This is a genomic window from Streptomyces sp. NPDC088124 (assembly GCF_040685895.1).
In the GTDB taxonomy this organism is placed as follows: Bacteria; Actinomycetota; Actinomycetes; order Streptomycetales; family Streptomycetaceae; genus Streptomyces.
In genome coordinates this window covers 89,255-106,259 of the sequence record NZ_JBFBJB010000015.1, presented here as the reverse complement: position 1 = coordinate 106,259, position 17,005 = coordinate 89,255, and the positions used below count along the sequence as shown (strand labels likewise).

Sequence of the window (17,005 nt, the reverse complement as noted above, 5' to 3'; positions counted from 1 at the left end):
CGCGCGAACGCGAGAGCGGATTGCGGGTTTTATGGGGAGTGAGCAGTGAGGTAAGGGGAGGGGAGGGGAGGGGAGGGGAGGGGTCAGCCGACCTTCGGTGACCGGCGCACCGGGTGGACCAGGGTGGCGACGATCGCACCGGTCCCGGGGAAGGACCGCGGGTCCACGAGGCCGACCGCGGCCGGTTCGCGCCCCGGCCGCCAGGTGAAGCTGCCGAACGCCCGGTCCCAGATGGAGAAGTCCGAGCCGTAGTGCCCGGCCTCCGCCAGATCCGTGCTGTGGTGCAGCCGGTGCTGCTCGGGTCCCACGAACACGTGGTTCAGCCGGCCGAGGGCGACATCGATGTTGGCGTGCACGAAGTACCCCTGGGCGATGACGAACAGGCCCGCTCCGAACACGGCCGTCTCCGAGAACCCGACGACCGCCAGGGACACTTGGACGAACGCCTGGGAGATGAAGACATCAGCGATGTGATTGACACCGTTGTTGGCGACATTCACCTTGTCGGGGACGTGGTGCACGCCGTGCAGCCGCCACAGCCACCGGTTGGTGTGTCCGAGCCGGTGCACCGCGTAGCCCGCCAGCGAGCCGAGCAGCAGGGCGAGGGGTATCTCGGCCCAGAGGGGCAGCAGGGGATCCGCCGTCGCGAGCGCGCCCGCGCCGGCCACCACCAGCGACTGCGCCAGGGTGCCGCCGACCGTCGTGAGGACGAAGTACACCCCGTACCAGCGCCACTCCCGGCGGCTGGGGTGCCAGGCCCGCTCGTACGGGATCAGCCGCTCCAGCGCCGCGAGGTAGCAGAGCAGCGAGAGCTGGAAGCCGAACGTCGCGAGGCCGGTGTCCCAGCCGTACCGCACGGCGGCGGCGAAGACCACCGCGACCGAGATCAGCAGAAGCGGGTGGCAGCCACGGGAGAGCAGTTCCTTCGCCACGGCGCGTGCGTCGGCCCCGGACCCGGGTCGCCCCGCGTCACGCAACGTTGAACCGGACATGTCGCACCCTTTGCTGATGGGGAAGTGGGCAGGAGCGGGCAGCACTTTTTCCCGGCACTTCACGCACCAGGAGCCAGGTAACAGCATGCGTTGGATCAACTACGGGCGGCAATATCGTCTGATCGGCGCACGGAGGCTCGACAGCCCGGTACGCCGTCGGCGCGCGCCCCCGGCGCAACCCCGGCAGGGCGCTCCGCGCGGCATGAACGCAGCTCCGGCGGGCCAGGCGGGCCGTTGCGCGCGCATGCGGAGCGCGAAAGCCACCCTGAAGAGTGGCCTCCCGTACGGTTCGTGGCCGGAGCGCTGGGCAGGGGGCGGCGTCAGCGCGGGGCGTCAGCGCGCGGCGCGGCAGCGGGGCAGGGGCTCAGTGGATCAGCGGCCGGGACGCCCCGACCGCGGTCATCACGGCCCGGCCCCCCGCGCGTCCCGGACCGGCCGTGCCGACGGCGACAGATAGGCGCGGCAGTCCCGCAGCCCCGGCAGCTCCGGCAGCCGGTGGAGCCGCCAGTGACGGGCGTACGCCGGCGGCGCGTGCCCGTCCGTGACCACCACCGCCACCGGGCGCCCCCGGGCGAGCGCGGCGAGCCCGGCAGGGGTGACGCTCCCGTCGTGACCGCCGGTCTGCCGCGACGCGCAGCCGGTGCGGAACGCGATCCTGACGGCCTCGGCGCCGCTGATCACACAGGGCGGCCCGACCCCCTGGCGGTGCAGTTCGGCCGCCGCCCGGCCGAACGCCGCCCGGCTGGACCTGCTGCGCGCACTCGCGCCGTCCAGGACCGTGTACTGGACGGCCAGATGCGCGGCCAGCACCGCGGCCAGCGCGGCCACGACCGGCCGCCGGGGCCGCGCCGCCCGGCCGATCCAGGTCAGACAGAGCGCCGCGGGCAGCGCGAGCAGCGCGTACGCGGGAAGCAGGAAGCGCGCCGCCCCGTAGCCGATGAGCAGCAGGTACGGCACCGCCAGCGTGAGACCGGCCAGCGTCGGCAGCAGGACGACGGCCGTCCGGCGCAGCCGCACGGCGGCCAGCACCCCGCCCGCGGTCAGGGGCGGTACGAGGAACCACCACACCGCCGTCAGCGGCTGCCGCCACGGCACGTCACAGGGGCGGCAGAGCAGCCGTCCGTCCAGTGAGCGGAGCTGATGGCCGAACGCCGGCTGCCAGCCCAGATCCCCCTGGATCTCGTCGGCCCGCCGTAACCGGGCGAGGAGGCCGCCGTGGCTGGCGTACGCCTCGACGACCCATTCCGCACAGCCGAGGACCACGCCCCCGGCCACCACCAGCACCAGCGCCGGGCGCCGCCAGGGCCGGACGAGCAGCGCCGCCCCGGCGAGCGGGAGGGCGAGCCAGCACGCGTCGCCGGGCCGCATGAGCGCGACGAACGCCAGACCGGCGCCGGCCCCGGCGAGCGCCGCGCGGTCGGAGCGCTCCCGCGCGGCCCGCAGGAAGCAGCCCACGGTGAAGAGGGCACCGAGGGCGACCCACAGGTTGGGCATGACCCGCGGACCGTAGAACACGGTGATCCACAGCCCCGCGAAGAGCGCCCCGGCGAGCGCCAGCACGGGAACCGGCAGCAGCCGCCGCCACACCCGCAGCGCGAGGAAGAGCCCGGCTCCCGACAGCAGCGCCAGAAAGACCCGCAGCGCCTCGACGGACGTGGTCAGCGCGGTGACCGGTGCGACGAGGAAGGTGATGCCCCGGGCGCGCGGCGCGCTGAAGAACGCCGCCTCAGCGTCCCGGCCGACCTGGCTGACGTACACCGTCTCGTCCCAGCCGAGCCCCGAACCGGGCAGCACGAAGGCCAGTTGGACCAGGGTGTACGCGCCCGCGACCACCGCCAGCGGCCCGAGAGGCCCCAGCCGCCCGCCCGCTCCCGTCACGCGGCGGGCCCGGCCCGCGCCTCTGCCCCGCGGGCCCGAGGCCACGGCCGGCGTCTGTGCCATGCCCCCACGCTGCACCGGCGCCGTGCCCCGGGCCATCAGAACGGGGCACTCGGACGAACGGCCCGGTCGCCGCCCCCTCACGTGGCCGTCGCCGCATCACGTGGTCGCCATCCCGTAGGTGGTCGCCACCCAGTAAAGGGAACGCCCCCTGCGCGTCGCGCCCGGCCGCCCTGTCCCCGTGATGAAAAATCTCGCCGTGAGGAAAACCGGTGTACGAGGCAATCCCCGGCGCCCGCTGTGGGCCGTGTCCCTCCTGTCCCTCTGTGCGGTCTTCGGCACGCTCGCCGCCCCGCCCCGGGAACGGCCGGCGGAGCCCTGCGAACGGCTCGTGGTGGGCGTCGCCCATCAGGACGACGACCTTCTCTTCGTCAATCCGGAGATCCAGCGGACCATCTCCGCGGGGTGTTCCGTCAGCACGGTCTATCTGACCGCCGGGGACGCCGGTCACCCCTTCGGGAAGAGCTACTACGTGAGAAGCCGGGAGGACGGCGTGCGGGCGGCGTACGCCGCGATGGCGGGCGCCGCGGACCGCTGGACGCGGGACGACGTCGTCGTGGGCGGCCGCGGACTGCTCTCGTACACCCTGGCCGAGGGCGCCGAGGTCCGACTCACCTTCCTCCGGCTGCCCGACGGACTGCCCAGGGGCAGCGGCACCACCACCAACCACCACCAGAGTCTGCTGCGGCTCTTCCGCGGCGAGATCCGGCGCATCCGGCCGGTCGACGGCGGGCGCGCCTACACCGAGGGCGAACTGCTGCGCACCCTGACCGGGTTCGTCGACCGCGAAAAGGCACGGCGCGTCCGGACGCTGGACTACGACAACATCGCCTTCGGGCACCATGAGACGCGCTCCGTCGACCACAGCGACCACAGCGACCACGCGGTGGCGGGCAGATACGTCAGAAGGGCCGCCTACGACGCGGCGGACCGGCCCCCGGTGACGCCGTACCTCGGCTACTCCATGTCGCCGCTGCCCGCCAATCTGAGCCCGGCGCAGAAGAAGCGGAAAGAAGCGGTGTTCGAGACGTACTACCGCCATACGGGGTGCGTGCCGAGGAAATGCCCCGCGGTCCTCCCGTACGGCCTCGGCTACCGGAACTGGGTCCGCAAGCAATACCGGAGAACGCACCGGGAGCCGCGCCCCGGCGAGATCATGTCCGCGATCGCCACGACGGACTCCGGCCGCACGGTGGAACTCTGTCTGGCCGGGGGCGGCGGCAAGGAGCGAAACGCCGAGGTCGCGACGGACGCGTGCGACGGCGTGCGGGCCCAGCGGTGGAGCTTCGACGACGGTGCCGTCCGGACCGCGGTGGGCGGACGCTGCCTCACCGCGCCGTACGAGAACTCCTCGTCGCCCTTCCTCTCCGCCTGCGACGGGTCGCCCGGCCAGCACTGGTGGCGCGGCGCCGGGGGACGGATCGGCTCCCAGGACGGCTGCCTCTCCCAGGACGACATGGTCAACCTGCGTCCACGGCTCCGCCTGGCCCGGTGCGCCCCGTACCGCCCGGAGGTGCGCTGGTACGGCTGAGGCCGCGCAGTTCACCCGTATCCGGCAGAAGTTCCACGGAACTACCTCTTCCGCCGAAAACCGTCGCTAGTGTCCGGCGCATGACAGATTCAGGGCGTATGCGCACACGAAGAATGCTGGCCACGGTCGTGGGAGCCGCCGTCGCGGTGATACTCGGAGTCGGCGGAGCGATGGCGGCGGCGTCGGCGGACGGCGGAGCGGCGGACGTCGGTACGACCGTCGGACCGGCGGCCGACGAGACCACGGTCGGGGCCGAAACCGACGGCGGCGCTACGGGTGGGAGCGGCACGGACGGCGGCAGTGCCGACTCCGGCAGCACGGACGGCAGCACGGACGGCGGCACTGTCAGCGGCTCCGGAGGCGCCGAACCCAGCCCGGGAGATTCGACGGGCAGCACCTCGGGTGATCCCTCGAACGACCCCACCGGCCACCCCACGGTCGGCCCCACGGGCTCTCCCGGTACCCCCGCCGGACTTGAGGAACTCACCAGGCGCGTCGAAGAGCTCGACAAGAAGGTCGACCAACTGCCCACGAAGAAGGAACTGGCCGACGCGCTACGCGCCTTCGCCGACCAACTCGACACCCAGGACTGACGTTCCGCCCCCGAACCAGGCGCCCGGATCCCGCTGGACTCAGGCCCGCTCCGAACGGCCGGCCCCGCCCGCCTGCTACGGTCGGCCGGGCGTTCGGGGCAAGGGCGTTGGGCCGGGCAGCGAGTCGCCGGAGCGCCGGGACGCCGGACGCCGGACGGGACGAGAGGGAGACATGGTGCGTGGCGACAGCGGTGGGCACGACGGCGGACGGGCCTTCATCGGGTCGTTCACCTCGTCAGGAGGGCTCGGCATCATCGCCGCGGCCGTGGACGCGCGCACCGGGGCGCTCACCGCGCGCGGGGTCACGGACGCCGTGGCCGATCCCTCGTACCTCGCGCTCTCACCGGACGGCACGGTCCTCTACGCCGTCTCCGAGACCGACGAGGGCGCCGTGGCCGCCTTCCGCCCCCAGGACACCGCCGCCGGGTCCGCGGCGCCGAGCCCGCTCGGGGACCCCGTCCTCGTGTGCGGCTCGGGACCGACCCATCTCACGTTCGCGGCCGGGCGTCTCCTCACCGCCAACTACGGGTCCGGCAGCCTCTCCGTCCTGCCCGTCGCCGCCGACGGGCGCCCCCGGGCGGTCACCGGCGTGCTCCAGAACCAGGGGACCGGACCCCACCCGGACCGGCAGCGCGGCCCGCACGCCCACCAGGTGGTGGCCGCCCCCGGCGGGCGGTGGATCCTCAGCCCCGACCTGGGCACCGACACCGTACGGATCTGCTCCCTGGACACCACGGCCGGTGAGCTGATACCGCACGGCTCCACCGCGCTGCGCCCCGGCACCGGGCCCCGCCATCTCGCCTTCCACCCGGCGGGCGGCCATGTCTACGTGCTGGGCGAGCTGGAACCGGTGCTCACCGTCTGCCGCTGGGATGAGGCGCACGGCGTGCTCGAACCGGTCGGTGAGAGCGCCGTCCTGCCCGGTGGCGATGCGGGCGCGGAAGGCGGGAGCTATCCCTCCGAGGTGGTCGTGGCGCCGGACGGCCGGTTCCTCTGGGTGGCCAACCGGGGCCACGACAGCATCGCCGTCCTCGCCCTCGACCCGACGTACGAGAAGCCGGAACTCGTCACCACCGTGCCCTGCGGCGGGCACTGGCCGCGCGATCTCGTGCTGGACCCCACGGGCCGCCGACTGTACGCGGCCAACGAACGCTCCGGCGACGTGACCTGGTTCGACATCGACCCGGTCACCGGCGTTCCGGTCCTGGCCGGTGCTCTGGCCGCCCCCGCCGCGTCCTGCGTGATCTTCGGCTGAGCGGTCGCTCCGGCGCGGGAAGGGCCCGCGCCGGGCTGATCCGGTGCGGGCCCTTTCCCATGCGTACGGGCGCGAGGGCGGAGCCTCGTCCGTACGCGGGCGCGTCAGTGCGCGGGTGTTCCCTGCGGCTGCGGGGTGATGCCCAGCGTGGTGGCGTAATGCGACAGCACCAGCTTGCCGATGGCCGGGTAGGCGCCGAGCGGCTCCGCCGCGGCGCAGTCGGCCTCCTTGACGGCCGCGTCGAGCAGCCCCGCGGGCAGCTCGGGGCCGACCAGGTACGGCGCGAGCGCGAGCTGCGTCGAACCCGACTCGCGGAGCTGCTCGGCGATCGCCGCGATCGAGCCCTCCGTGTCGAGCGCGGCGGCCATCACCGGCACGGCCAGCCGCGCGGCCAGCAGCATCCCGGTGATCCCGGCGGTACGGACCGCCTCCTCGCCGCCCACCGTGGCCAGGATGATCCCGTCGGCCGCCGTGGCGACCGTGAAGAGCCTGGCGCGGTCGGCGCGCGCCAGACCGGCCTCCGAGAGGCGTACGTGCAGGCCCTCGGCGAGCAGCGGGTGCGGACCGAGCACATCGGTCAGCTCCACGGCGGCGCCGCTCTCCGTCACGGCCTCGCCGATCCGCTCGATCAGCGTGCTCTCCGGGCCCGCCAGCAGCGGCACGACCACGGCGACGGGACCCTCGGGCTCGGCCACCTCACGACCGGCGGCCTTGGCCAGCTCGTAGCGCTCCGTGCGCAGCGCGGCGGTCCCGGCCAGTACGGCCTGAAGGGTGGGGTACTCGGTGTCGTCGCCGTCCAGGTACCCGATGTAGGCGTTGAGCCCGGGGAGCTCGGAACGGGCGATGCTGACGACCTCTTCGGCCAGCCCGCGGACGGCGCTGGACGGGGTGCCGGGAACGGCGAGAACCAGCGCGGGCGCACCTTCGGGGGCCGCGACCGGTTCGGGACGGCGGTGGCGCCCCGACTGGCGGGGTCGCGGCATTCGTACGGGCAGGCCGGATGCGGGCCCAGTGGGGGTGCTCATGGCGTCGAATGCTACTGGTTTTGTGGGCGCGGCTGTTCGGGGAGGGGGCGGCTGCGAGCCATCTGTCCTTATATATCCGTTAGGTATTTTTCAGCTCATCTGTCCCGTTCTGTCGAGACGTTCAGCAGGCGCGGCTCGGAGGGCAGCCGGAGCGAGCCGGTGGCGAGCCCCGCGGCGACGAACAGCGCCCCACCCAGCGGATCCGCGGCCGCGGCGACCGTCGTGGCATGCGGGAGCCGGGCGGACAGCTCGGCGCGCACCGGCCCGAGGAGGGGCTCCCCTAGCTTGAACAGTCCCCCCGTGAGGGCCACTTCACATTCACCCGATGGTGGGCAGACGGCTGCGGCCGCGTCCGCGATGTGCTCCGCGGCCTGCGCGAGAATCGAGCGCGCGACCGGGTCACCGCCCGCGCGGCGGGCCACTTCCGGCGCGAACGAGGCGAGTACGGCGGGCCGGTCGGAGCGGGGGTAGAGCAGTCCGGGAAGCTCGCCGGCGGGACCGAAAAATGTCTCCATGGCGGACAGGAGCGCGGCCGACCCGCCCCGTCGCCCGTCGTGCGACCGGAGGGCGGCTTCCAGACCGGCACGGCCGATCCAGGCGCCCGAACCGCAGTCGCCCAGCAGATGGCCCCAGCCGTCCGCGCGACGCCAGCCCTCCGGTGTCATACCCAGCGCGATCATGCCGGTACCCGCGGCGACTATGGCGCCCGGCCGCTGGCCGAGCGCGCCCGCGTACGCGGTGACCGCGTCGGCGGCGAGTGCGAGCCGCCGTACCCCGAGGGAGCGCTCCAGCGCGCCGGGCAGCGCGGCGCGGAGCCCGTCACCGAGCGTCGCCATCCCCGCGGCGCCGACGGCGACCGCCGACAGGCCCTCCGCGCCCGCTTCCGCCAGCAGCGCCCGTGCGGCGGGCAGCAGCCGGGCGGCGAACTCCTCCGGGTCGATGCCGGAAGGGCCCGTACGCACCGGCTCGGCGGACTCGGCGGACGAGACGACCGTGACCGCCCCGCCCGGCTCCACGGCGCCGAGCGCGCACCGTACGCCCGAACCGCCCGAGTCGACGCCCAGGACCCAGCTCATTCGGGGCCACCGGACGGGAGGGGCCGGATCACCGGACGCACTGAGGACAAGGGACACCGGACTTCTGGAAGGCGACAGCGACAACGGCGACAACAGCGACGACAACGACTGACGCCAAGGATGACGCCACATGTGATGTCACAGATGAGGAGTAGGGTAACGCCCTGTGGCAGCTCTACCGTTGAACGAACTTGTCGAGCCCGGATGGGCGGACGCGCTGGGCCCCGTGGCGGAGCGCGTCGCCGCCATGGGGGACTTCCTGCGTGCGGAGATCGCGGCCGGCCGTACCTACGTGCCGGCCGGCGCCAACATCCTGCGCGCATTCCAGCAGCCCTTCGACGAGGTGCGCGTCCTGATCATGGGGCAGGATCCGTACCCGACCCCCGGTATGGCCATCGGGCACAGCTTCGCGGTCGCGCCCGACGTGGCCAGTCTGCCCGGCAGTCTGGAGAACATCTTCCGGGAGCTGCACGGCGACCTCGGACTGCCCCGGCCGTCCAACGGCGATCTGACTCCGTGGACCAAGCAGGGCGTACTCCTGCTGAACAGGGCCCTCACCACGGCGCCCCGCAAGCCCGCCGCGCACCGCGGCAAGGGCTGGGAAGAGGTGACCGAGCAGGCCATCCGCGCGCTGGTCGCCCGCGGCAAGCCGCTCGTCTCCATTCTGTGGGGGCGCGACGCCCGTAACCTGCGCCCGATCCTCGGCGACTACCCGGCGATCGAGTCCGCCCACCCCTCCCCGATGTCGGCGGACCGCGGGTTCTTCGGCTCACGGCCGTTCAGCCGCACCAACGACCTGCTGGTCCGCCAAGGGGCACAGCCGGTGGACTGGCAGTTGCCCTAGGGCTGTTTCGAAAGTGCCGCCCGGGCCGGCATCCGCCGGGAAGTCCCGGCGGATGCCGGCCCCTCGGTCAGCAGGCCGAGTTGGTCTGGGTGAGCAGGCCGAGCCGCCACGGCAGTGTGTTGTAGTCGCCGCTCGCGGAGGGGTTCATGCCCTGGTACACGTACTGCAGCTTGCAGGCGGGGATCGTCAGCGTCTGGTCGTAGCCCGCGCGGATCATCTCGCCGTGACTGACATCCCTGGTCCAGGACCCGGCCGGGAAGCCGACGTTGTTCGCCCGGGCGAAGGGGTTGCTCTCCGAGGCGGCCAGCGCCGTCCACGAGCCCGCCAGGCTGCTCGCGGTCCAGGACCGGAAGTAGCGCCGGCCGTCGGAGCCGATCGCCTCCACGACCAGCAGATACTGATTGGCGCCCTGCACCTTGTAGACGTTGGCGGCTTCGAACAGGGCGTACCTGTTGGCGTCCTGGGCCGCGATGACGGTGTTGGTGAACCCGTTCGGGAACTGGGACACCGTCGTCTGCGAGCGGTAGAGGTGCCCGTTGTCGTCGGAGGAGAACAGGTAGCAGTTGGCGCTGTCGCAGATCACCCACATGTCGACCCAGTAGCCGTTGCCGATGTTCTGCCTGATGATGTCCGGCATGGCGGAGTAGAAGTTGCGGGGCGCGCTCCAGCCGCCCGGGTCGCTGATGTCCGGGTTGGTGGAGAAGGACGCGTTGCCGGTCTGGTAGACGAGGTACCACAGCCCTTGCGGGGCGTAGTAGAAGACCTGCGGCGCGGCCCGGTAGCCGGTGCCGATCGCGCTGCGGTCCAGGTAGTGGTGGGTCGCCGAACCGGCCTGGGACCAGTCGCTGAAGCTCAGGTACACCAGGTTGTAGCCGGAGGCGCTCGCCGTGCTGGCGAACACGTGGTACTTGCCGTTGTAGTACACGACCGACGGGTCCTTGATCCCGGCGATGTTATGGGTCGAGTCCGGCTTCGGGGCGATCAGCGCGCCGCTGGAGCTCCAGGAGAAGCTGCCGGGCAGGGCCGACGGGGCGGACGCCGAGCGGGTCCCCGCCGGCGCGGCCGGGCGGTCGTCCGCCGAGGGGACGGACCGGGCGCCCGCCGGTGCCGCCCCGCGCGTGCTCGTGGTGCCCGCGGTCGTGACCGCGCTGCCGCCGAGGGCGGTCAGTGTCGCCTGGTAGGCCGCCTTCTTGTTGCCGCCGCGGTCGAACAGCAGCGGGTTCTCCCCACTGCGCCAGGAGTCGCTGTCGCGGATGCCCCACACGGTGATCCCGTTGCACCGCGGTACGTTCATACACGCCCGGGCGGTGTTCGCGTACGCGGTCGTCGGTGCCTGGGCGATGTCGAGTTCGGTGATCTGTACGTCCACGCCCAGCGCCGCGAAGTTCGACAGCGTCGTCTGGAAGGAGGCCGGCGGGCCGCCGGTGCCGAAGTGGGCCTGGAAGCCGACGCAGTCGATGGGCACTCCGCGCGCCTTGAAGTCGCGCACCATGCGGTACACGCCCTGGGTCTTGGCGTCGCTCCAGTTCTCGATGTTGTAGTCGTTGTAGCAGAGCTTGGCCGCCGGATCGGCGGCCCGCGCGGTGCGGAAGGCCTGCTCGACGAAGCCGTCACCGAGCAGGTTCTGGAACACCGAGGGGCGGTGCTGACCGCTGCCGCCGTCGGCGAACGCCTCGTTGACCACGTCCCAGGCCTGGACCTTGCCCTTGTAGTGGTTCATCACGGTGGTGATGTGGTTGTTCATCACACCGCGCAGCGTGTTCGCGTCCGTGAGGGAGCTGACCCAGCTGGGCAGTTGGGAGTGCCAGACCAGTGTGTGGCCCCGGACGCGTTGACCGCGCGCCGAGGCGCGGTTGACGATCTGGTCGGCGGGGGCGAAGTTGAACGAGCCGCGGGACCGCTCGACGGTGTCCCACTTCATCTCGTTCTCGGGCGTGACCGAATTGAACTCGCGGTCCAGGATCGTCGCGTACGTTCCGTCGCCCAGTTTGCCGGCCGCCACGGCGGCTCCGAAGTACCGCCCGGACTGGGCCGCCTGGGCGCCCAGGGTGCTCGCCCGGACGGATGCGGCCTCCTTCCCGGCCACCTTCCCGGCCCCGGTTCCGGCTTCGGTTCCGGCTTCGGTTCTGTCGACGGGCGCGGCGGCGGCGACACCGGTCGCCAGCAGCGCGAAGGCGGTCAGCAGGCCTAACACCGAGGCGCGGCGCCGGCCGCGTCGTATGAGTGGATTCACGGTTCTCCTCGTACGGTCGGTTGGGACAGGCGTGCGGATGCGGATGCGAATGCGGTGTGAGTGAGAGGGCGGCTCAGGGCGTCGAGAGTTCGAACCGCGCCACGCCGACCGAGCCGCCGAGCGCCCGCGTGGCGTAGTTGAAGAGGGCGAATCGGTACCCCATGAAGAACTGCCAGCTGTTGCCCATGGTGAAAGCGGGTCCCAGGCGCGTGAAGTTGGCGCCGTCGGTGCTGTAGGAGAAGGTGCCGGGGCGGGGTGCCCCGGGCCGGATGTCGGCGGTGGCGCGCAGCCAGAGACGTCCGCCGGAGAACGCGGCGCCCGCCGTCTCGTACCCGGTGCCGGTGGTGTTCCAGTTGCCGTCCATGGTCAGCCCGGCGACCGTGACGACCCGTGAGACGCCGCCGTCCCGCTTCACACCGATCCACGCGGAGGCGTCGCGCAGCAGTGCCAGCCCCGCCCGGTCGCCGTCCCGCATCCCGGCGCAGTCGAGCTGGATCGTCGCGGTGGACGTGGGGCCCTGGACGCGGTGGGTGAGTGTGTTCCGGGCCCAGTACAGGTCGTCGGTGACGGTCGCGGTGCGCAGCGTCAGGCCGTTGCCGACGGACCACTTCCCGTTGTCCGGGTTGTGGTTCCACTCCCACCGGGGTTTCAGGGCCGTGCCGTCGAAGGCGTCGACACCGGTCATCGGGGTGACCTGCCGGGGCGGTGGCGGCACGACGGGAGAGGGATACGACGCTCCCCAGGCGCCGTTCACGAGTTGCACGACGGGCCAGCCGTCCGAGGTCCACACGATCGGGGCCAGGGCCGGCATCCGGCCGCCGGGGTAGGCGTCCACGAAGGCCATGTAGTACCAGGCACCGTTCTGGGTCTGCACGAGCCCGCCCTGGTGCGGGACGCCGCCGCCGGGGATCGGCCCGCCGAGGTCGAGGAGGACCTGCCGCAGGGTGTACGGGCCGAAGGGGCCGCTCGTCGACCGGAGTATGTACTGGCCGTTGGCGGGGCGCGTCAGGAAGATGCAGTAGTTGCCGTTGATCTTGTAGAAGCGCGCCCCCTCCAGGGTTCCGATGCTTGAGGGTGTGGTGAACACCTGCTGGGTACGGACCTGGGTGCGCCCGTCCGCGGAGAGCTGGGCCACGCTGATGTTCGTGTTGCCGTACGCCACGTACAGGGTGTCGTCGGTGTCGACGAGCAGCCCCGCGTCGTAGTAGGCGGTTCCGATCGTCGTGAGCCTGTTCCACGGGCCCTCGACGGCGGTGGCCGTGTAGAGGTACGTACGGGCGAAGTCGATCTGGCCGAGCCAGTAGAAGGTCCGGTTGCCGGGGCGGTAGGCGAGCGACGACGCCCAGATGCCCCGGACGTAACCGCGGCCGCCGTTGAGGTCGTACTTGCTCCCGAAGTCCAGGACCGGCACGGAGTGACCGGCGATCTCCCAGTTGACCAGGTCGTACGAGCGCAGGACGGGGGCTCCCGGCGAGTAGTGCATCGTGGAGGCCGAGCAGTAGTAGACGTCACCGACCCGGATGATGTCGATGTCCGCGAAGTCCTGCCACACCACCGGATTCGTGTACGGCCCGGCGGCCGGTGCCGCCAATGCCACCGGTGCCGCCGGTGCGACGGCGGCACCGGCCGCGTGTGCGGTCGCCGTACCCGGCAGCGCGGCACCGGCGATCAGTCCGGTGGCCGTCACCAGTGCTCCGCGTCGGCTGTGTGCTTGTTCGAGCCATGACATGTCGACCGTTCCTCCTCGCGTACGGTGCGAAAGGTTTCGACGGAGTCGCCCGAACTTCCGACGGGTGCTGGGAGAACGGCATACGGAACTGCCTGGCCTGCGCGCTGCGGTGAAGTGCGCGGACCGTGTCGGATCGGTCCTGGTTCGAGAATCGCGGGTTCGAAGTGTCGAACGCAGACCGGTGCTTCGGACGTCTTGGATGATAGAAGCCCCAGCGCGCGCGTCAATACCCTCTGCGCCATTCGGAATTGGCAGCGAAATATTTCGAAATGCGCGGCCCGGCCCGCCGGTTCGCGGGGGGAGGTCAGGGCTCCCGCGAGAGGTCCCGCTCCATCAGTACGGTGTCGACCCACCGCCCGTGCTTGTACCCGACCTCCGTCAGCCGCCCGGCGTGGCTGAAGCCGAACCGCCGGTGCAGCGCGGCCGACGCGTCCTGGCCGGTGTCCGCGATGACCGCGACCATCCGCCGTCGGCCCGCCCGCGCGCACCGTTCCACGAGGGGCCCCAGCAGGGCGCTGCCCAGGCCCATGCCGGTGTGGCGGGGGGAGAGATAGATCGTGTCCTCCACCGTGTTCCGGTAGGCGGGCCGGGGGCGCCACGGTCCCGCGTACGCGTACCCGGCCACTTCCCCGGCCACCTCGGCGACCAGGAACGGGTCGTCCCGGGTGGTGAGGTCCTGGAAGCGCCGCAGCCAGTCGTCGGCCGTCGGCGGCACCTCCTCGAACGTCGCCACGCTGTGCAGGACGTAGTGGGCGTAGATCCCGGCCACGGCGTGGAGATCCGCGGGCGCGGCGGGACGGACGACGGTCTGCTGAGCCGGCGTTCCCATGGCTCGTTCCCCTGTTCACTGGCCGCCCGGCCGGACGACCGGGCCACGACCGCGTCATCGTACGTCGCCCGGCCGGGCGGGCGGCCCGGGGGAACCCGGCCGGACGGCCGCCGGCCCGGGCTCCCCGCGCCGCCGGCCCGGGCTCCCGGCGGCCGCCGGCCCGGCTCTCCCGCCGCTCAGACCGCCCGGTGGTACTGCTGCGGGGTGTGCACCGTGCCGCCCAGCTCACCGGCGGCGCGGCGGGCCCAGGACGGGTCGCGCAGCAGCTCCCGGCCGAGCAGGACGGCATCGGCCTCGCCGTTCGAGAGGATCTTCTCGGCCTGCTCGGGCCGGGTGATCAGACCGACCGCCGCCACGGGCAGCCGGGTCTCCGCCCTGACGCGTGCCGCGAACGGCACCTGGTAGCCGGGGGTGACCGGAATGCGCACGCCGGAGGCGTTGCCCCCACTGGACACGTCGAGCAGGTCCACGCCGTGCGCCAGCAGCTCGTCCGCGAGACGCACCGTATCGTCGACGGTCCAGCCGCCCTCGTCGAGCCAGTCCGTGGCGGAGATCCGGAAGAGGACCGGCAGCTCGTCGGGCCACTCGGCGCGGACGGCGTCCACGACCTGGAGGGCGAAGCGCGCGCGGTTCTCGAAGGAGCCGCCGTAGGCGTCCGTACGCCGGTTGCTGTGCGGCGACAGGAACTCGCCGATCAGATAGCCGTGCGCCCCGTGCACCTCGACGACCTCGAACCCTGCCTCCCGGGCGCGCCGGGCCGCCGCGGCGAACTGGCCGACGATCTCGTCGATCTGCTCCACCGTCAGCTCGGCGGGGAGGAGATGGCCGTCCGCGAAGGGCACCGGGCTCGGCGCCAGCGGCTCCCACCCGTTCGCCTCGGGACCGACCGGGCCGCCGCCCTTCCACGGCCGGTCCGTGGAAGCCTTGCGTCCGGCGTGTGCGAGCTGGATACCGCTGACGGTGCCCTGCTCGGCGAGGAAGCGCGTGATCCGGCGGAACCCGGCCACCTGGGTGTCGTTCCAGATGCCGAGGTCGGCGGGGCTGATCCGGCCCTCCGGGCTGACCGCCGTGGCCTCGGTGATGATCAGGCCCGTACCGCCGATGGCGCGTGCCGCGAGATGGGCGAAGTGCCAGTCGCCCGGCACGCCGGCGTCCGGGCCCGTCTCCTCCGCGCTGTACTGGCACATGGGTGCCATCCAGATCCGGTTCGGGATGGTCAGGGACCGCAGGGTGTAGGGCTCGAACAGTGAGCTCACGGCAGGCTCCATTCACGACGTGTCTGAGGGACGGGGGCCGGTACCGGAGGGGAGGGCCGGCCCATGCTTCGTACGGTACCCACCGTAGTACGGGAAATGTCAAACTACGAAGATCCTCGTACAATGGAGGCACGCCTCGATCGAGTGGAGCCGCCGTGACCGCCACGACCAGCACCCGTGAGCTCGCCCACCCCTCCTGTACGGAGATCCGCCTGGAGGGTGTGCTGCACGCGCTCGCCGACCCCCTGCGGCTCCGGATCGTCCGGGAGCTGGACGCCGACGGTGGGGAGCTGTCCTGTTCGTACTTCGACCTGCCCGTCACCAAATCGACCACCACCCACCACTTCAGGGTGTTGCGGGAGAACGGGGTGATCCGGCAGGTCTACCGGGGGACCGCCAAGATGAGCGGCCTCCGCAGGGAGGACCTGGACACGCTCTTCCCCGGGGTGCTCGACAGCGTCCTCGACGCCGCCGCCGCGCAAGAGGCCAGGCTGGCTGCGCCACCTCTCTGATCAGGCATGATGCGCGGCGGCGGGCCGGTGCTGTGAGCCGACAGGGTGCCGTACGGGCCGACGCGTGCGCGCCAAAACCATAGGGGCGGATTGCCTGATTAAGTTGCGAATGTGTCGGAATACAGGCTGATGTCCGCCCCGGAACCCCATGACCGCGACGCGTGCGAGTGGCCCATGTGGGAGGTGCAGGGGCACGGCACGGTGACCGTCGCCGGAGACCCCCGGGACGGCGCCGGGCGATGCGAGCTCCTGCCGCCGTGGGTCGATGTCCGGCTGACGTTCCAGGACGGCGCCCGGATCGACGTGCTCGCGGTGGTACGGGAGGGCCGGATCGCCATCGAGGACGCGCAGGCGGATCCGCCGCTGGCGCTCGAAGGGTTCGCGGCGCTGGCCGAGGCGATCGAGGCGCCCCTCCAGAGCGCCTGCCAGGTGGTCGCAGGGCCGCACAGACCGCCCGTACCCCAGCCGGGCCCCGTGCCGCCCCCCGAGGGCCGGAGCGACCCGGTGGAGGCGGCGGACGCCATGGGCGCGTCGGGTGCGTCCGGTACCGCGGGTACGGCGGGTCCGCCGGAGAGGCCGACGCCGCCCGCAGAGCGGTGCGCCGGCCCCGTTCCCGGCACGGATCCCTGGCCCGGGCACACCCGGCCCGGACCGGAGGCCGGGACGGACCCCGTGCCCACGCCCGGCACACCGGCAGCCCCGGAGGCGGCGCCCCCGGAGAGGCCGACGATCTCCGAGCCCCCCACCGGTGCCGAGGCGCCGGCCGTCTCCGGGGCGCCGACGATCTCCGGGACCCCAGCCCTCTCCGAGCGCCTCACCACCGCCGAGACCCCGGCTCCGACCGGGACGCCGGCCACCGCCGAGCCCCAAGCCACCGCCGAGCCCCAAGCCACCGTCCCCGGGACGTCGGCCCCCTCCGAGGCGCCGGCCACCCCCGGAGACTCTTCCGGGGGCGAGCGGGGGCCCGTGGAATCCGGCCGCCACCGGGCCCGTACGTCCGCCCAGCGCGGCGGCGCGGCCCGGCGCGGCGTCGCCGAGATCTATCGCGCCGCGCAGAGCGCCGGCCAGGACCCCGTGCTCGCCGTCATGTCCGCCACCGGGTTCAGCCGCCGCAAGGCGCTCCGGCTGATCGCGGGGGCGCGTGACGACGGTCATCTGAGCCCCCGTCACCACCGCCGCTGAGCTCACGCGG

Annotated in this window: 14 protein-coding genes and 1 pseudogene; 7 read left to right on the top strand and 8 right to left on the bottom strand. The window is 72.7% G+C overall.

The features are described 5' to 3' along the window. Window positions 1-83: 83 nt before the first annotated feature. On the bottom strand, window positions 84-992 hold the full coding sequence (locus AB0P17_RS14835; RefSeq protein WP_365810952.1) for a sterol desaturase family protein: 909 nt from the start codon (window positions 990-992) through the stop codon (window positions 84-86). Window positions 993-1,394: 402 nt separating this feature from the next. Then, window positions 1,395-2,933 carry a hypothetical protein gene (locus AB0P17_RS14830; RefSeq protein ID WP_365810950.1) on the bottom strand — a complete coding sequence of 513 codons (1,539 nt, stop codon included), beginning with the start codon at window positions 2,931-2,933 and terminating at the stop codon, window positions 1,395-1,397. Window positions 2,934-3,177: 244 nt separating this feature from the next. On the opposite strand from AB0P17_RS14830, the gene AB0P17_RS14825 reads away from it, so the two are divergent. From AB0P17_RS14825 to AB0P17_RS14815, 3 genes are all read left to right on the top strand, one after another. Continuing rightward, a complete protein-coding gene (locus AB0P17_RS14825; RefSeq protein ID WP_365810949.1) occupies window positions 3,178-4,461 on the top strand; it encodes a ricin-type beta-trefoil lectin domain protein in 1,284 nt (427 codons plus the stop codon). A gap of 98 nt (window positions 4,462-4,559) precedes the next feature. Next, window positions 4,560-5,054 (top strand): hypothetical protein, encoded by a 495-nt coding sequence (locus AB0P17_RS14820; RefSeq protein WP_365810947.1) that lies wholly within the window; start codon window positions 4,560-4,562, stop codon window positions 5,052-5,054. A gap of 172 nt (window positions 5,055-5,226) precedes the next feature. Continuing rightward, entirely contained in the window at window positions 5,227-6,309 is a 1,083-nt protein-coding gene (locus AB0P17_RS14815; RefSeq protein WP_365810945.1) for a lactonase family protein, read from the top strand. A 104-nt stretch (window positions 6,310-6,413) separates the two neighbouring features. Here the strand turns inward: AB0P17_RS14815 and AB0P17_RS14810 are convergent, their stop codons facing one another. After that, window positions 6,414-7,334: a hypothetical protein gene (locus AB0P17_RS14810; RefSeq protein ID WP_365810943.1), complete on the bottom strand. Its 921-nt coding sequence runs from the start codon at window positions 7,332-7,334 to the stop codon at window positions 6,414-6,416. Between the two features lie 95 nt (window positions 7,335-7,429). Continuing rightward, window positions 7,430-8,410 carry a BadF/BadG/BcrA/BcrD ATPase family protein gene (locus AB0P17_RS14805; RefSeq protein ID WP_365810942.1) on the bottom strand — a complete coding sequence of 327 codons (981 nt, stop codon included), beginning with the start codon at window positions 8,408-8,410 and terminating at the stop codon, window positions 7,430-7,432. 166 nt (window positions 8,411-8,576) lie between these two features. Between AB0P17_RS14805 and AB0P17_RS14800 the strand changes: the two genes are divergently transcribed. Beyond that, the gene (locus AB0P17_RS14800) at window positions 8,577-9,254 is read left to right on the top strand and encodes a uracil-DNA glycosylase (protein WP_365810940.1); all 678 of its coding nucleotides are present in this window, start codon (window positions 8,577-8,579) and stop codon (window positions 9,252-9,254) included. 67 nt (window positions 9,255-9,321) lie between these two features. On the opposite strand, the gene AB0P17_RS14795 is transcribed toward AB0P17_RS14800, so the two are convergent. From AB0P17_RS14795 to AB0P17_RS14780, 4 genes are all read right to left on the bottom strand, one after another. After that, on the bottom strand, window positions 9,322-11,487 hold the full coding sequence (locus tag AB0P17_RS14795; RefSeq protein ID WP_365810938.1) for a non-reducing end alpha-L-arabinofuranosidase family hydrolase: 2,166 nt from the start codon (window positions 11,485-11,487) through the stop codon (window positions 9,322-9,324). Between the two features lie 73 nt (window positions 11,488-11,560). Further along, entirely contained in the window at window positions 11,561-13,216 is a 1,656-nt protein-coding gene (locus AB0P17_RS14790; RefSeq protein ID WP_365810936.1) for a glycoside hydrolase 43 family protein, read from the bottom strand. A gap of 304 nt (window positions 13,217-13,520) precedes the next feature. Beyond that, window positions 13,521-14,045, bottom strand: a complete 525-nt coding sequence (locus AB0P17_RS14785; protein ID WP_365810934.1) for an N-acetyltransferase family protein — start codon at window positions 14,043-14,045, stop codon at window positions 13,521-13,523. A 176-nt stretch (window positions 14,046-14,221) separates the two neighbouring features. Beyond that, the gene (locus AB0P17_RS14780) at window positions 14,222-15,301 is read right to left on the bottom strand and encodes an NADH:flavin oxidoreductase/NADH oxidase (RefSeq protein WP_365810933.1); all 1,080 of its coding nucleotides are present in this window, start codon (window positions 15,299-15,301) and stop codon (window positions 14,222-14,224) included. 155 nt (window positions 15,302-15,456) lie between these two features. Here AB0P17_RS14780 and AB0P17_RS14775 point away from each other — a divergent pair, with 155 nt between their 5' ends. From AB0P17_RS14775 to AB0P17_RS14765, 3 genes and pseudogenes are all read left to right on the top strand, one after another. Further along, window positions 15,457-15,813: a helix-turn-helix domain-containing protein gene (locus AB0P17_RS14775; protein WP_365810931.1), complete on the top strand. Its 357-nt coding sequence runs from the start codon at window positions 15,457-15,459 to the stop codon at window positions 15,811-15,813. Between the two features lie 129 nt (window positions 15,814-15,942). Continuing rightward, window positions 15,943-16,260, top strand: a pseudogene (locus AB0P17_RS14770) (DUF6214 family protein); the annotation flags it as partial. A gap of 75 nt (window positions 16,261-16,335) precedes the next feature. Beyond that, window positions 16,336-16,995: a DUF6214 family protein gene (locus AB0P17_RS14765; RefSeq protein ID WP_365811026.1), complete on the top strand. Its 660-nt coding sequence runs from the start codon at window positions 16,336-16,338 to the stop codon at window positions 16,993-16,995. Window positions 16,996-17,005: the final 10 nt, after the last annotated feature.

Excerpts from the sequence above, each read along its gene's own strand:
- AB0P17_RS14835 (WP_365810952.1), bottom strand. The coding sequence starts at position 992 with ATGTCCGGTTCAACGTTGCGTGACGCGGGGCGACCCGGGTCCGGGGCC.
- AB0P17_RS14830 (WP_365810950.1), bottom strand. The coding sequence starts at position 2,933 with ATGGCACAGACGCCGGCCGTGGCCTCGGGCCCGCGGGGCAGAGGCGCG.
- AB0P17_RS14820 (WP_365810947.1), top strand. The coding sequence starts at position 4,560 with ATGCGCACACGAAGAATGCTGGCCACGGTCGTGGGAGCCGCCGTCGCG.
- AB0P17_RS14815 (WP_365810945.1), top strand. The coding sequence starts at position 5,227 with ATGGTGCGTGGCGACAGCGGTGGGCACGACGGCGGACGGGCCTTCATC.
- AB0P17_RS14810 (WP_365810943.1), bottom strand. The coding sequence starts at position 7,334 with ATGAGCACCCCCACTGGGCCCGCATCCGGCCTGCCCGTACGAATGCCG.
- AB0P17_RS14805 (WP_365810942.1), bottom strand. The coding sequence starts at position 8,410 with ATGAGCTGGGTCCTGGGCGTCGACTCGGGCGGTTCGGGCGTACGGTGC.
- AB0P17_RS14790 (WP_365810936.1), bottom strand. The coding sequence starts at position 13,216 with ATGTCATGGCTCGAACAAGCACACAGCCGACGCGGAGCACTGGTGACG.
- AB0P17_RS14785 (WP_365810934.1), bottom strand. The coding sequence starts at position 14,045 with ATGGGAACGCCGGCTCAGCAGACCGTCGTCCGTCCCGCCGCGCCCGCG.
- AB0P17_RS14765 (WP_365811026.1), top strand. The coding sequence starts at position 16,336 with ATGGGCGCGTCGGGTGCGTCCGGTACCGCGGGTACGGCGGGTCCGCCG.